A 15,496-nucleotide genomic window follows, 5' to 3' on the forward strand; every position below is an offset into this window, starting at 1 on the left:
TTGAACACCGCAAACGACGCATTCATCTGTGACGCCATCCGTACCCCGTTCGGCCGTTTCGGCGGTTCGCTGGCGAGCGTGCGCGCCGACGACCTGGCAGCGCTGCCGATCGCCGCGCTGATCGCCCGCAATCCCGGCGTGGACTGGACGATGGTCGACGACCTCTTGTACGGCTGCGCCAACCAGGCCGGCGAAGACAACCGCAACGTGGCGCGCATGGCCGGCCTGCTGGCAGGGCTGCCGCCGGCTGTCCCTGGCAGCACCATCAACCGCCTGTGCGGATCGAGCCTGGACGCGGTGGGCACTGCCGCGCGCGCGATCAAGGCCGGCGAAGCGAGCCTGGTCATCGCCGGCGGCGTCGAGCACATGACGCGCGCGCCCTTCGTGATGGGCAAGGCGGACAGCGCGTTCTCGCGCGCCGCCAGGATCGAAGACACCACCATGGGCTGGCGCTTCGTCAATCCGCTGATGAAGGCAAAGTACGGCATCGACTCGATGCCCGAAACGGCTGAGAACGTGGCCAGGGAATTTGGCGTCAACCGCGCCGACCAGGACGCGTTTGCGCTGCGCAGCCAGCAGCGCTGGGCCAGGGCCCACGCCGCCGGCTTGTTCAAGGACGAAATCGTACCGGTAACGATCCACCTCAAAAAAGGCGAGTCGCGTGTTTTCGACACCGACGAGCATCCGCGCCCGGACACCAATATCGAGATGCTGGCCAAGCTGCGCGGCGTGGTCACGCCGGATGGCACGGTCACCGCCGGTAATGCATCGGGCATCAACGACGGCGCCTGCGCGCTGCTGATCGCGTCCGGCGGCGCCGCCGAGCGCTTTGGCCTGAAGCCGCGGGCGCGCATCGTCGGCATGGCGCTGGCGGGTCTTGAGCCGCGTATCATGGGCTTCGGTCCATCGCCGGCGACGCGCAAGGTGCTGGCGATGACTGGCCTGTCGATCGGCCAGATGGACGTCATCGAGTTGAATGAAGCGTTTGCCGCGCAAGGGCTGGCGGTGACGCGCGACCTCGGGCTGCCGGACGATGCCGAGCACGTCAACCCGAACGGCGGCGCGATTGCGATCGGCCACCCGCTCGGCGCATCGGGCGCGCGCCTGGTGACGGCGGCGGTGAACCAGCTGCACCGCACCGGCGGCCGTTATGCCCTGTGCACGATGTGCATCGGCGTAGGGCAGGGGATCGCACTGATCGTAGAACGAGTATAAAACGTAGTTCAAAACGGCGGATGCGCTTCGCTTATCCGCCCTACGCGAAAATGTCACCGTAGGGCGGATAAGCAGGGCTGCCGCCGAGGCCGCATCCGCCAAATACCAGCAGGTCATCACAACAACATCGGAGACAACCATGTTCAAGAAAACCGCACTTTTCGCAGCACTCGCCCTGGCAGCAGCAACCTCCTTCGCTGCCGACACCATCAAGATCGGCTCGGTCCTGTCGGTCTCCGGCCCAGCCGCCTTCCTGGGCGACCCGGAACTGAAAACCCTCCAGCTGTACGTTGAAAAAATCAACGCAGCCGGCGGCGTCCTTGGCCGCAAGCTCGAACTGGTCCACTACGACGACGGCAGCGATGCGGCCAAGGCCAACAGCTTCACCAAGCGCCTGATCGAGTCGGACAAGGTGAACTTCCTGATCGGCGGCACCACTACCGGCGCCACGATGGCCATGGCCCCGCTGGTCGAACGCGCCAAGGTGCCGTTCATCTCGCTGGCAGGCGCGGTGGTCGTCATCGACCCGGTCAAGAAGTGGGTCTTCAAAACCCCACACACCGACCGCATGGCAGCCGAGAAGGTATTCGAGGACATGAAAAAGCGCGGCATCTCGAAGGTCGGCCTGCTGTCCGAAACCAGCGGCTTCGGCGCATCCGGCCGCAAGGAGACCCAGGCGGTCGCCGCCAAATACGGCATCACCCTCGTCGCCGATGAAACCTACGGCCCGAAAGATACCGACACCACCGCCCAGCTGACCCGCATCAAGAACGCCCCTGGCGTGCAGGCTGTCTTCGTGTTCGGCCTCGGCCAGGGCCCGGCCATCGTCACCAAGAACTACGGCCAGCTCGGCATGTCGTCGGTGCCGATGTACCAGTCGCACGGCGTCGCATCCGATGAATACCTGAAGCTGTCGGGCAAAGTGGCGGAAGGCGTGCGCCTGCCGACGCCGGCGCTGCTGATCGCCAAGGCGCTGCCGGCGAACGATCCGCAGAAGGCCATCGTCACCAGCTACGACAAGGACTACCGCGACCGTTACAAGGCCGAGCCATCGACCTTCGGCGGCTATGCGCTGGACGCGCTGAACCTGTCGGTCGACGCGATCAAGCGCGCCGGCTCCACCGATGGCGAGAAGGTGCGCGCAGCGCTGGAATCCACCAAGGGCTTCGTCGGCACCACCGGCGTATTCAACATGTCGCCGAAAGACCATATGGGCCTGGACCTTTCCGCGTTCCGCATGGTTGAAGTCAAAAACGGCGACTGGCAGTTGCTGAAGTAAGGCTCGCATGCTCGCTCAATTTCTCCAGTTCCTGTATTCGGGAATGACGGTCGGCTCGGCGTACGCACTTGCGGCGCTGGGTTTTACGATCATCTACAACACCAGCGGCGTGATTAACTTTGCCCAGGGCGAGTTCATCATGCTCGGTGGGATGCTGGCAGCCCTGCTGTCGGCCGGCGGCGTTCCGCTGCCGCTTGCGATCATCATCGCGGTTGTGGTCACGTGCGCGGTCGGGGTGGTGATGGAAAAGGTCGTGATCGAGCCGGCGCGCGATGCGCAGGTGGTCACCCTGATCATCATCACCATCGGGGCGTCGCTGACCATCCGCGGCCTGGTCCAGATCTGGCTCGGCAAAGGCACGCACGCGCTGGCGCCTTTTTCGGGCGATACGCCGATCCAGTTCCTCGGCGCCAGCCTGCTGCCGCAAAGCTTGTGGGTGCTCGGCGTCACACTGCTGGTGGTCGGCGCGCTGGCCTGGTTCTTCGGCCGCACCATGCTCGGCAAGGCCATGCTGGCCACGTCGAACAACCGGCTGGCCGCGCAACTGGTCGGCATCGACACGCGCCGCGTGCTGCTGCTGTCGTTCGGCCTGGCGGCCCTGCTGGGGGCAGTTGGCGGCATCCTGGTCGCGCCGATCACCTACACCTCGTATGACGCTGGCATCATGCTGGGCCTGAAGGGCTTCGTCGCAGCAGTGCTGGGCGGGCTAGGGGGCGGCGTCGGCGCGGTGGTGGGCGGATTGATCCTTGGCGTTGCCGAGTCGATGACGGCCGGTTACATCTCGTCCTCGTACAAGGACGCGGTGCCGTTCGTGCTGATCCTGCTGATCCTGTTCTTCATGCCGCGCGGCCTGTTCGGCGCCAAGATTTCGGAGCGTGTATGAAGTCACTGAACCAACGCTACGCAGGGCTGCTGGTGCTTGCCGTGATCCTGGTGCTGCTGCCGGTCGTCCTGACCAATCCGTTCTACATCGACGTTGCGATCCGCATCGCGCTCAACGCCGTGGTGGTCATCGCGCTCAACCTGTTGATGGGCTATACCGGCCAGATCAGCCTTGGGCACGCCGGCTTCTACGGCATGGGCGCGTACGCTTCGGCGGCGCTGACCACGCACATGAACTGGCCGCCGGTCCTGGCGCTGGTCGTCGGCGCGGCTGCGACCGGCGTGCTGGCCTTCGTCGTCGCCCGTCCGATCCTGAAGCTCAAGGGCCACACCCTGGCCATGGCGACACTGGGCCTTGGCATCATCATCTCGATCGCGATCAACAATGAATCGCAATGGACCGGCGGCCCGGATGGCATCGGCGTCCCGGCATTCACGCTGTTCGATTTCACGATCGAGGGCGAAAAAGCCTGGTACGCCGTCAGCGCCGGGCTACTGCTCCTGATGACGTGGTTCGCGCTGAACCTGATCGATTCGCCGGTCGGCCGCGCGCTGCAGGCGATCCACGGCTCCGAAGTCGCCTCGCGCGTCGCCGGCGTCGACACCGCGAAATTCAAGGCGCGCGTGTTCGTGCTGTCGGCGGTGGTGGCGAGTATCGCGGGCAGCATCAGCGCCCACTACATCGGCTTCATCACGCCGGGCATGGCGGGCTTCTTCCATTCGATCGAACTGGTGACGATGGTGGTGGTAGGCGGCATGGCGTCCGTATTCGGCTCGATCATCGGCGCCGCGCTGCTGACCATCTTGCCGCAGCTGCTGCAGACTTTCGAAGGCTGGGAAGTGGTCGTGTTCGGCGTGATCCTGATGGCCACGATGATCTTCCTGCCGAAGGGCCTGGTACCGAGCATTGCCCAGCGCCTGCGTTCGCGCAAACCGAAGGAGGCATAAGATGCTGTCGATTGAAAACCTCAGCAAGAGCTTCGGCGGCGTGCACGCGGTGCAGGACGTCAGCTTCAAGGTCAGGCAGGGATCGATCCACTCGGTGATCGGGCCCAACGGCGCCGGCAAAACCACGCTGTTCAATCTCGTCACCGGGGTCTATACGCCGACCTCGGGACGGATCATGTTCGACGGCGAGAACGTCGCCGGCATGTCCCCGGACGCACTGGCGCGGCGCGGCATGAGCCGCACCTTCCAGAACCTCCAGGTCTGCATGAACATGAGCGCGCTCGACAACGTGATGGTCGGCTCGCACCTGCGCCTGAACCAGAACCTGTTCGCATCGATGCTGCGCCTGCCCGCGGTGCGCCGCGCCGACGAGGCCTGCCGCCACGAGGCGGCGGAGCTGATGCGCTTTTGCGGCGTCGGCAAGTACGTCTACGCCGACGCCGGCCAGATGTCGTACGGCGCGCTCAAACGCCTTGAGATTGCGCGCGCGCTGGCCGCCAAGCCGAAGATCATCCTGCTCGACGAGCCGGCCGCGGGCCTGAACCACACTGAAACCGGCGAGATCGAGGAATTGGTGCGCAAGGTGGCGCAGTCCGGCGTGACGGTGGTGCTGGTCGAGCACGACATGAAACTGGTGATGAACCTGTCCGACCATATCCTGGTGCTCGACTACGGCAAGAAGCTGGCCGAGGGCACTGCTGCCGAAGTACGCGCCAACCCGGACGTCATCGCAGCTTATCTCGGCGCGGCCGCTTAAGGAATCACGATGCAAGACGCAACTACCACACAGCCAATCCTGCAGGTATCGGGGCTGGACAGCTATTACGGTCCGATCCAGGCGCTGCACGGCATCGACATCCAGATCGGCGAAGGCCAGCTGGTCGCGCTGGTTGGCGCCAATGGCGCCGGCAAGACCACGCTGCTGCGCGCGATCTCCGGCGTTCAGCCGGCCAGCGCCGGCACCATTCGTTTTGGCGGCGAGGATATCAGCCGCATGAGCGCCGACAAGCGCGTGCGCGCCGGCATCTGCCAGGTGCCCGAAGGCCGCCAGGTGTTCGGCCCGATGTCGGTCGAAGACAACCTGCGCCTGGGCGCCTACACGCGGCCGAAGCACGATTTCGCGGGCGACCTCGAACGCATGTATGCGCTGTTCCCGGTGTTGAAGGAAAAGCGCCACCTGCTGGCGGGCATGCTGTCCGGCGGCCAGCAGCAGATGCTGGCGATGGCGCGCGCGTTGATGGGGCGGCCGAAGCTGCTGCTGCTCGACGAGCCGAGCATGGGCCTGGCGCCGCTGCTGATCCGCGAAATCTTCCGCATCGTCGAGGAGCTGCGCTCGCAAGGCATCACGATCTTTTTGGTCGAGCAGAACGCGCACGCGGCTCTGGCGATTGCCGACGTCGGCTATGTCATCGAAACCGGTTCGATCATCCTGACGGGCCCCGGCCCGGAACTGCTGGCCAACGAACAGGTGCAAAGCGCCTATCTCGGCATGTAAAGGAAACGAAGCATGGTGAAAGTTTATGAAATCAACGGCGTGCGTCCGGTCGTACACCCGAGCGCCTACGTTCATCCGAGTGCTGTGCTGATCGGCGATGTCATTGTCGGTCCGCGCTGCTACATCGGCCCGCTGGCCTCGATGCGCGGCGACTTCGGCCGCCTGATCCTGGAGGAGGGCGCCAACTTGCAGGACACCTGCGTGATGCACGGCTTCCCGGGAGATGACACGGTAGTCGAAGTCGATGGCCACATCGGCCACGGCGCGGTGCTGCACGGCTGCCGCATCAAGCGCAATGCCATGGTGGGCATGAACGCGGTAGTGATGGACAAGGCAATCGTTGGCGAAGAGTCAATCGTCGCGGCGATGAGTTTCGTCAAGGCCGGCATGATCATCCCGCCGCGCAGCATGGTCATGGGCGCGCCCGCGAAAGTGATGCGCGAGCTGACCGACAAGGATGTGGCCTGGAAGAGCTTTGGCACGAAGCAGTACCACGACCTGGCGATTCGCTCGATGGAAACGATGCGCGTAGTTGACGCGCTGCCCGAAGTCGAGCCGAACCGCGCGCGGATCGACCTTGGCCCCGACATGCACGCCCCAAAAGACACTAAATAAGCAACCCCCCCCGTCATTCCCGGCATTGCCGGAAATGACTTCCCGTGAAAACGGGAACCCATCTGACTGTCCGTAGTCGGCTCAGCATGGGTTCCCGCCTCCGCGGGAACGACGGGCACTCCCTGGAGAATTCAGAATGACAAACGTATCAACCCTTCAAAGCCTGATCGCTGGCCGCTGGCTCGGATCTGAAGCATCGACCCCGTTGCACAGCGCCGTCAACAACAACCTGATCTATCACACCCACGCCGAGAAGATCGACTTCGACGAAGCTGTCACCTATGCGCGCAAGACCGGCGTGCCGGCCCTGATGAAGCTCGACTTCCAGAAGCGCGCCGGCGTCCTGAAAGCACTCGCGCTGTACCTGATGGAGCGCAAGGAAGAGCTGTACAAGATCTCGCAGCTGACCGGCGCGACCCGCCCTGACAGCTGGGTCGACGTCGAGGGCGGCATCGGCACCCTGTTCGCCTACGCCAGCATGGGCAGCCGCGAGCTGCCGTCGTCGAACGTGCTGCACGAAGGCCCGGCCATGGCGCTGGGTAAGCGGGGCGGCTTCGCCGGCACCCACATCCTGGTGCCGCGCGGCGGCCTGGCGGTGCACATCAACGCGTTCAACTTCCCGATCTGGGGCATGCTCGAAAAATTCGCGCCGAGCTTCCTGGCCGCGATGCCTTGCATCGGCAAGCCGGCAACCGCCACCAGCTACCTGACGGAAGCCGTCGTGCGCATGATGCACGAGTCGGGCCTGCTGCCCGAAGGTAGTTTCCAGCTCGTGATCGGCAGCACCGGGGACCTGCTCGACCGCCTGACCGGCGCCGATGCGGTCACCTTCACCGGTTCGGCCGATACCGCCGCCAAGCTGCGCGTGAATAAAAACCTGATCGCCAATTCGGTGCCGTTCACCGCCGAAGCCGACTCGCTCAACTGCGCCATCCTGGCCCCGGACGTCACCCCGGACGATCCTGAATTCGACCTGTTCGTCAAGGAAGTGGCGCGCGAGATGACCGGCAAGGCAGGCCAGAAATGCACCGCGATCCGCCGCATCATCGTGCCGAAGCAGCACGTCGACGCCGTCGCCGAACGCCTGCGCGACCGCCTGGCCAAGGTGGTCGTCGGCGACCCGTCGATGGAAGGCGTGCGCATGGGCGCACTGGCCTCGCTCGACCAGCACCGCGACGTCAGCGAGCGTGTCGAGATGCTCGCGCGCGGCAACGAGATCGTGTTTGGCGCGCGCGACGGCTTCAAGCCCGTCGGCGAAGGCGTCGCCAACGGCGCGTTCTTCTCGCCGACCCTGCTGCTGTGCCGCGATGCGATGAACAACGATGCGGTGCACGACGTCGAGGCCTTCGGCCCGGTCAGCACCATGATGACCTACGAAGGCATCGACGAGGCGCTGGCGCTGGCAGCGCGCGGCAAGGGCAGCCTGGTATCGACTTTGGTGACGAAGGAACCCGCCATCGCCGCCTATGCGGTGCCGATCGCCGCCGCGTCCCACGGCCGCGTCCACATCCTGGAGCGCGAAGCAGCAGTCGATTCGACCGGCCACGGCTCGCCGCTGCCGCAGCTCAAGCACGGCGGCCCTGGCCGCGCCGGCGGCGGCGAGGAACTGGGCGGCATCCGCGCGGTGCGCCACTTCCTGCAGCGCGCCGCGGTACAGGGTTCGCCGACGATGCTCGCTGCGGTGACCGGCGAATACGTGCGGGGCGCCGCCGTGCGCGAGAGCGAACTGCACCCGTTCCGTAAGTACTTCGAAGACCTGCAGATGGGCGACTCGCTGCTGACCCACCGCCGCACCGTGAGCGAGGCCGACATCGTCGCCTTCGGCGGCATCTCGGGCGACTTCTTCTACATGCACTTCGACGAGATCGCGGCGAAGGATTCGCAGTTCGGCAAGCGCATCGCGCACGGCTACTTTGTGCTGTCGGCGGCTGCCGGCCTGTTCGTGTCGCCGGCGCCGGGGCCTGTGCTGGCCAACTATGGCCTGGACAACCTGCGCTTCATCACGCCGGTGGCAATCGGCGACACGATTCGCGCGCGACTGACCTGCAAGCGCAAGGTCGACCGCAACCGTACCGATGAACGCGGCGTCGGCCAGGGGGTGGTGGCATGGGACGTCCAGGTGACCAACCAGAACGAAGAACTGGTGGCCAGCTACGATATCCTGACGCTCGTGATGAAGCGTTCCTGACAAGATTAACGTCCTCGCAAGAGCATGCGGCCGTGTCGTTAATGCGACACGAGCCCGTGCCGTGCCTGATAAAATCGCGGCTCACTTCCTGATGTTGAAAGACGCCGCGATGATCGAGATTCTCCCCGCTCCACCCACCGAGGCGCTCGCGATCGCCGAACGCCTTGCCTGCTCCGGATGCCGGGGCGAAGACCATCTCACCTTCGACTTCGATTACGCCTACCAGCCCATCGTCAATGTAAAGACGCGAAGCATCTACGCGCATGAGGCGCTGGTGCGCGGCCCTAACGGAGAGTCCGCGGCCAGCGTGCTGGCACAGGTCAACGACAGCAACCGCTACCGCTTCGACCAGGCTTGCCGGGTCCGCGCGGTGGCCGGGGCCAGCCGTCTTGGCATGCGCGAGTATTTGTCGATTAACTTCCTTCCCAACGCAGTGTACCGGCCCGAAATCTGCATCCGCAGCACCTTCCAGGCCGCGCGCGAATACGGCTTCCCGATCGACCAGATCATCTTTGAAGTGACGGAAGGCGAAGAGGTGCAGGACCGCGCCCACCTGGTCAACATCTTCCGCGAGTACCAGCGCTTTGGCTTCCGCACGGCGATCGACGATTTTGGCGCCGGCTACGCGGGCCTGAACCTGCTGGCCGAATACCAGCCGCATATCGTCAAGATCGACATGGACCTGGTGCGCGACATCGACGCCAGCGCGGCGCGCCAGGCGATCGTGCGCGCCATCGTCGGCATGTGCCAGGAGCTGTCGATTACGGTGCTGGCCGAGGGGATCGAAACGCGCGCCGAGCGCGATTTCCTGGCAGGACTGGGCATTGAGCTGATGCAGGGGTACTGGTTCAGCAAGCCGGTGTTCCGCGGCCTTGGGACGATCCCGGATTCGGCCTGGGAATAGCCCGGCTCAGATGTGGTAGTGGAGGCCCGGCTCCGACGGCGGCAGCAGCATTCCGCTCCTTAGCATTTCTTCGAATTTATCGGCCGCGACCGGGCGGCTGAAATAATATCCCTGGATTTCGTCGCAGCGCAGCGAACGCATGACGTCGAGCTGCCCGCGTGTCTCCACGCCTTCGGCGACCACGCGCAGGTGCAGGCTGTGCGCCATCGCCACGATGGCGGCGGCAATCGCCGCGTCTTCGGGATTGGTGTCGACTCCTGCGATAAACGAGCGGTCGATCTTCACAAAGTCGAACGGGAAGCGTTTGAGCTGCGCCAGCGACGAATAGCCGGTGCCGAAGTCGTCGAGCGACAAGTGCACGCCGAGCTTTTTCATCGCGGCCAGGTTATGCGCCGCCTCGTCGGGATTATTCATCACCGCCGTTTCCGTCAGTTCGAACTCGAGGTACTTCTCTTCGACCCCATGCTTTGCGATCGCGCCGCGGATGGTGGACAGCAGGTCGGGCTGCGCACTTTGTACGGCCGACAGGTTGATCGCCACCGGTATGATCTGGCCGCCGTTGGCGCGCCAGCGTGCCTGCTGCGCGCACACCGCGTCAATGACCCAGGCGCCGATCTGCCGGATCAGGCCTGTCTCTTCGGCCAGTGGAATGAACGACACCGGCCCGACCAGTCCTTGCGCGGGATGGTTCCAGCGGATCAGGGCCTCGGCGCTGACGATGGCGCCGCTCTGCAGGTTCACGCGCGGCTGGTAATGGAGTTCGAACTGTTCCAGCTCCAGCGCCGCCTGCAATTCGTTTTCGAGCGCCAGGCGCGCGGCCAGCGCGGCGTTCATGCGCGGCGCGTAGAAGAGGTAGCGTTCGCCGGACGATCGCGCATTCTTGAGCGCCGCTTCGGCGTGCTTGAACAAGGTATCGGCATCGGCGCCATCGGCCGGCCACAGTGCGAGCCCGGCGCGCGACGAGATACGCACGGTCTGGCCGTCAAGGCGGAACGGCTCGTCGAGCGCGCGGAACACCTTGTCGCGCAACAGCTCGGCTGCTTCCTCTGCGCGTTCCAGCTCGACGAAGGTGAGGCCGAAGGTGTCGCCGCCGATGCGCGACAGGTTGAACGCTTCCGGCAGGCGCTCGCCGAGCCGCGCCGCAATCTGCACCAGCAGGGCGTCGCCGGCGTGGCGTCCCAGCGCGTCGTTGAGCTGCGCGAAGCGGTCGAGGTTAATCAGCGCCACCACCAGCGGGTGGTGGGCGCCGTCCAGGTGCACCAGCTGGGCCAGCCGGTCGAGGAACAGGCGCCGGTTCGGCAGCCCCGTCATCACGTCATGGTAGGCCAGGTAGCTGATGCGTTCCTCGCGTTCGAAGAACAGCAGCGCAAACGCCAGGTCGCCGGCCAGCTCGTTGAGCACTTTCATCTCGTCCGGGTCGAACACGTCTTCAACGTTCGCGTACAGGGTTAGCACTGCTTCGATGCGCTCGCCCACGGCAAGCGGGAAGGCTGCCAGCGAGCGGACGTCGCGCGCATGCATGCGCTCGGCCAGCAGGGCAAAGGCAGGGTCTGACGCGACGTTGTTGCAGATGACCTGGCGATGCTCGCGCATCACCCGCTCCGCCGGGCACAGTTCGACCAGGTCGGGCGGCACCGGCGGCAAGGGGCGCCCGCTGTCCGCGACCACCAGCAGTTCATCGCTGCCCGCCTGCGGGACGGCGATCGCCGCGCTGAGGAAGCCGCCTTCGACGGTGGCCAGGCGGCAGGCTTCCTTGAACAGCGCGTCGCGGTCGCGGATGCGCACGATGGCGGAGTTGATTCCGCTGAGGACCGCATAGACCCGGTTCAGGCGTGCGATCCTGGCGTCCGCCTGCACACGCTCGGTGACGTCGTGGGCCAGCACGAAGCGGCATGCGCGCCCATTGAACTCGATTGCGTGCGAGGTGATCTCGACGTCGATCAGGGCGCCATCTTTTTTGCGGTGAATCCACAGCCCAGACTTCTGGAAGGATGGGCCGGTGCTATAAGTGCTTTTCAGGTTCTGGAGCAGCCGCATCGCCTCGTCCGGCGGGCGCAGGTGCACGATGGTCAGCGCAAGGAATTCCGCTTCGCTGTACCCATAATGCATGATGGCGGCGTTGTTCACCGCCTGGAATGCCAGCGTCTCCAGGTCGTAGATCCACATGGGTATGGGATGGGCCCGGAACAGCTGGTTAAACGACCTGTCGTTCTCTTCGGTCATGTGGAATTCGCCGCACGGCGCCTGTCCATCGCGTGTCAAAATATCGACTACTGGTAGCTGCCGAAGACCCGCCGGTCACCCGGAAAAGCAGGCTGATCCGGCTTATGATTTGATTATAAACCTTCGGTGGAAACACGCGTCGCGTTCAACAAGCGCGTGCGCCGGGTCAGCCGAACGGGCGGTCGATCGAGTGGGCCGGCTGGGTAAACCAGCGCGGCCCCTGCCCGGTCATGTAGAAGTGGTCTTCATGGCGGATGCCGAATTCGCCCGGGATGCAGATCATCGGTTCGTTCGAAAAGCACATGCCGACGTCGAGCGGCGTATCGTCGCTGCCGACCAGGTAGGGCCATTCGTGGATGTCCATGCCGATGCCATGGCCGGTGCGGTGCGGCAGGCCTGGCAGCTTGTAGCCCGGACCGAAGCCGTGCGCTTCGAGCGATGCGCGCGCCGCTTCGTCGACGCGGCGGCAGGGCACCCCCAGCTGGGCCGCCTCGAAGGCTGCCAGCTGCGCGGCCTTCTCGGCCTGCCACACAGCGCGCTGGCGCTCGCTGGCCTGGCCGAACACATAGCTGCGCGTGATGTCCGAAATATAGTCCATCACCTTGCAGCCCGTATCGATCAGCACCATGTCGCCTGCGCGCAGCGCCTGCACGTAGTTGACGCCGTGCGGATAGGCGGTGGCTTCGCCGAACAGCACGATGCAGAAGTACGAGCCGGGGGCGCCGACCTTGCGGTGGGCGCGCGCGATGAAGTCGGCTACCTCGACGGTGGTAATCCCTTCGTACAGGATGCTGGCGGCGGCCTTGTGCACTTCCAGGGTCATGTCCTTCACCCGCTGCATCAGCGCGATCTCCGCGTTTGACTTGCGCGAACGGCAGAATGCCGTCACTGCGCTGGCGTTATCGAGCACGTAGCCGGCGGCCAGCTTGCGCACGCCGTCGGCGATGAACCACGGCGCGCTTTCGCACATGCCGATGCGCGGCGGCGCCGCGTCGCTGGCGGCGATGCCGGTGCGCGCCAGCACGTCGATGAACAGCTGGTAGGGGCTCTCATGCTCTTCCCAGCAGTTGACCGGCCCTTCGACCTGCATGAAGCCCAGCAGCGTGCATTCCTCGAAAGCCGGCGCGATGTATTCGAGCGCGCCGTTGGCGGGCAGGATGGCGCCCACCATGCGCTCGCTCGGATGCCACTTCGTGCCCGTGAAGTAGGTCAGGTTGGTGCCGGCGTTGAGGTAGATCGCCGCCATGCCCAGCTCGCGCATGCGCGCCTGGGCGGTGGCGATGCGCTGCAGGTGTTCGTCGCGGCCGATAGCGACCATGCCGCCGGTCATATCATGCAGGGCGTTGATCGCCTCGTCGAAAGTTTTGCCGCCTATGCTCATTACGTGTCATCCCAGTTGGTTAAAAAGCCACCCGCACCAGGGGTGGGGGTGGCTTTCGGTGAGGCGCGCCGTCCGGCAGGCGCCGCTTATTTTTTCTCGGCTTCGCTGTCGGTCGAGAAGTCCAGCTGCGGGGTCTGGTCTTCTTCCTGGGCCGGGGTGTCCGGCAAGCTCAGTTCCTGTTCCGGGGCAGGCGCGTCGATGCGCAGTTCCAGCTCTTCCGTCATGTCGATCTTCTGTTCGACCGACACCAGCTGCGGGAAAGCGATGATCAGCGTGACCATGATCACCTGGATGACCACGAACGGAATTGCGCCCCAGTAGATGTCGGAGGTCTTGACTTCTTTGGGCGCCACCGACCGCAAATAGAACAGCGCGAAGCCGAACGGGGGGTGCATGAAGGAGGTCTGCATGTTCACGCCCAGCAGCACGCCGAACCAGATCAGGTCGATACCCAGCTTTTCCGCCACCGGCCCGACCAGCGGCACCAGGATGAAGGCCAGCTCGAAGAAGTCGAGGAAGAAGGCCAGCAGGAAGAACATGATGTTCACGACGATCAGGAAGCCCAGCACGCCGCCCGGCAGGCCGGTCAGCAAGTGCTCGACCCACAGGTCGCCGTTCACCGCGCGGAACACCAGCGCGAACACGGTCGAGCCGACCAGGATGAACATGACGAAGCAGGCCAGGCGCGTGGTCGAATTCATCGCCTGCTTGAGCAGGCTCCACGACAGGCGGCCGTTCATCATTGCCAGCAGCAGCGCGCCCATGGCGCCCATGCCGCCGCCTTCGGTCGGCGTCGCGATACCGACAAAAATGGTGCCGAGTACCAGGAAGATCAGCGCCAGCGGCGGCACCAGCACGAACACGACCTTTTCAGCCATGCGCGACAACAGGCCGAGCTTGAGGTAGCGGTTGGCCAGCGCCAGCACGAAGGCGGCGCCGATGCCGGCCGCCGCCGAATAGATGCCCAGTTCATCGGGCGCCAGGTCCGGGTGGCTTGCGCCCCAGGCGGCCGAGAAGGCGAATGCCACGCCAATCGCCGCTGCCAACAGCACCATCAGCGAACGCACGCCGCTGTCGCCGTTTGGCTCGCGCAGGTTGCGCGCTTCGAGCGGCAGCGCCGGCACATGGTGCGGCTTGAAGATCGACACCGCCAGCACGTAGCCGGCGTACATCGCGGTCAGCAGCAGGCCAGGCACGAAGGCTGCCTTGTACATGTCGCCGACCGAACGTCCGAGCTGGTCGGCCATCACGATCAGCACCAGCGATGGCGGGATGATCTGCGCCAGCGTGCCGGAAGCGGCGATCACGCCGGTGGCGATGCGCTTGTTATAGCCGTAGCGCAGCATCACGGGCAGGGAAATCAGGCCCATCGAAATGACCGACGCGGCCACCACGCCGGTGGTCGCGGCCAGCAGGGCGCCGACGAAAATCACCGCATACGCCACGCCGCCGCGGATCGGCCCGAACAGCTGGCCTATGGTGTCGAGCAAGTCCTCCGCCATCCCCGACCTTTCCAGGATCAGGCCCATGAAGGTGAAGAAGGGGATCGCCAGCAGCGTGTCGCTGGCCATGATGCCGAAGATCCGGTTAGGCAGCGCCTGCAGCAGTTCGGGGCGCAGCAGGCCCAGCTCGATGCCGACCAGGCCGAAGAACAGGCCGTTGGCTGCCAGCGAAAACGCCACCGGGAAGCCCGACAGCAGGAAGACGACGAGGGCGCCGAACATGATCGGTGCCATGTTCGCGATGAGGAATTGTTCCATGTGTCTCTTAGTTATTTATTATTGTAGTGAAATCAGTTCAGCTTGTTCGCGGCCTTGATGGCCTCGATTTCTTCTTCCGGCGTGGTGACATGCTTGGCGAACTCGCGGCCGTCGCTCTTGCCCGCCAGGAAGGCGATGCGCTTGATGATCTCGGAGATGCCCTGCAGGATCAGGAGGAAGAAGCCGATCGGCACCAGCAGCTTGGCCGGCCAGACGATCAGGCCGCCCGCGTTGCTCGACATTTCCTGGCTCTGGATCGACACCAGCGCAAACGGGATCGCGTCGTACAGGATCAGCAGGCAGACCGGCAGCAGGAACAGCAAAAAGCCGAACAGGTCGATCCAGACCTGGGTGCGCTTCGAGAAGCGCCCGACGATGACGTCGATGCGCACGTGTTCGTCGCGCTTGAGGGTGTAGGAAGCCGCCAGCAGGAACATGGCGCCGTACAGGTACCACTGGATTTCCAGCCAGGCGTTCGAGCTGACGTTGAAGGTATAGCGAACCAGCGCGTTGCCGGCGCAGATGATGACCGCGGCCAGCAGCGCCCAGCTGACCGTGTTGGCGATTTTCTCATTGAGGCTGTCAATGAGGCGCGAAAGTGACATG

General features: G+C 64.7%; 13 protein-coding genes. 9 read left to right on the plus strand and 4 right to left on the minus strand.

What is annotated here, in order from left to right; genetic code table 11:
- The 9 genes from pcaF to LMJ30_RS20310 all read left to right on the plus strand — a co-directional run bounded on the left by pcaF (nt 1) and on the right by LMJ30_RS20310 (nt 9,526).
- Nucleotides 1-1,215, plus strand: coding sequence for a 3-oxoadipyl-CoA thiolase (gene pcaF, locus LMJ30_RS20270; RefSeq protein WP_229434376.1), 1,215 nt, complete (start codon nt 1-3; stop codon nt 1,213-1,215).
- A gap of 139 nt (nt 1,216-1,354) precedes the next feature.
- A complete protein-coding gene (locus tag LMJ30_RS20275) occupies nt 1,355-2,494 on the plus strand; it encodes an ABC transporter substrate-binding protein (RefSeq protein WP_229434377.1) in 1,140 nt (379 codons plus the stop codon).
- A 7-nt stretch (nt 2,495-2,501) separates the two neighbouring features.
- A complete protein-coding gene (locus tag LMJ30_RS20280; RefSeq protein ID WP_229434378.1) occupies nt 2,502-3,377 on the plus strand; it encodes a branched-chain amino acid ABC transporter permease in 876 nt (291 codons plus the stop codon).
- Complete coding sequence (locus LMJ30_RS20285) at nt 3,374-4,324, plus strand: branched-chain amino acid ABC transporter permease (RefSeq protein ID WP_229434379.1); 951 nt, start codon at nt 3,374-3,376, stop codon at nt 4,322-4,324. The genes LMJ30_RS20280 and LMJ30_RS20285 overlap by 4 nt, the downstream gene beginning before the upstream one ends.
- A gap of 1 nt (nt 4,325) precedes the next feature.
- The gene (locus LMJ30_RS20290) at nt 4,326-5,081 is read left to right on the plus strand and encodes an ABC transporter ATP-binding protein (protein ID WP_229434380.1); all 756 of its coding nucleotides are present in this window, start codon (nt 4,326-4,328) and stop codon (nt 5,079-5,081) included.
- 9 nt (nt 5,082-5,090) lie between these two features.
- Nucleotides 5,091-5,819, plus strand: a complete 729-nt coding sequence (locus LMJ30_RS20295; protein ID WP_229434381.1) for an ABC transporter ATP-binding protein — start codon at nt 5,091-5,093, stop codon at nt 5,817-5,819.
- 12 nt (nt 5,820-5,831) lie between these two features.
- Nucleotides 5,832-6,434: a phenylacetic acid degradation protein PaaY gene (locus LMJ30_RS20300; RefSeq protein ID WP_229434382.1), complete on the plus strand. Its 603-nt coding sequence runs from the start codon at nt 5,832-5,834 to the stop codon at nt 6,432-6,434.
- 136 nt (nt 6,435-6,570) lie between these two features.
- Nucleotides 6,571-8,622 (plus strand): phenylacetic acid degradation bifunctional protein PaaZ, encoded by a 2,052-nt coding sequence (gene paaZ / locus LMJ30_RS20305; RefSeq protein ID WP_229434383.1) that lies wholly within the window; start codon nt 6,571-6,573, stop codon nt 8,620-8,622.
- A 109-nt stretch (nt 8,623-8,731) separates the two neighbouring features.
- Complete coding sequence (locus LMJ30_RS20310) at nt 8,732-9,526, plus strand: EAL domain-containing protein (RefSeq protein WP_267869750.1); 795 nt, start codon at nt 8,732-8,734, stop codon at nt 9,524-9,526.
- Between the two features lie 6 nt (nt 9,527-9,532).
- Here LMJ30_RS20310 and LMJ30_RS20315 read toward each other — a convergent pair whose 3' ends face one another.
- The 4 genes from LMJ30_RS20315 to LMJ30_RS20330 form a co-directional block, all read right to left on the minus strand.
- On the minus strand, nt 9,533-11,749 hold the full coding sequence (locus LMJ30_RS20315) for a sensor domain-containing protein (protein ID WP_229434385.1): 2,217 nt from the start codon (nt 11,747-11,749) through the stop codon (nt 9,533-9,535).
- A gap of 166 nt (nt 11,750-11,915) precedes the next feature.
- Nucleotides 11,916-13,130 (minus strand): M24 family metallopeptidase, encoded by a 1,215-nt coding sequence (locus tag LMJ30_RS20320; RefSeq protein WP_229434386.1) that lies wholly within the window; start codon nt 13,128-13,130, stop codon nt 11,916-11,918.
- Between the two features lie 86 nt (nt 13,131-13,216).
- Nucleotides 13,217-14,890, minus strand: coding sequence for a TRAP transporter large permease (locus LMJ30_RS20325; RefSeq protein WP_229434387.1), 1,674 nt, complete (start codon nt 14,888-14,890; stop codon nt 13,217-13,219).
- Between the two features lie 32 nt (nt 14,891-14,922).
- The gene (locus LMJ30_RS20330; protein WP_229434517.1) at nt 14,923-15,495 is read right to left on the minus strand and encodes a TRAP transporter small permease subunit; all 573 of its coding nucleotides are present in this window, start codon (nt 15,493-15,495) and stop codon (nt 14,923-14,925) included.
- Nucleotide 15,496 lies beyond the last annotated feature (1 nt).

It is taken from the genome of Massilia agrisoli (assembly GCF_020831365.1).
Lineage (GTDB): Bacteria > Pseudomonadota > Gammaproteobacteria > Burkholderiales > Burkholderiaceae_D > Telluria_A > Telluria_A agrisoli.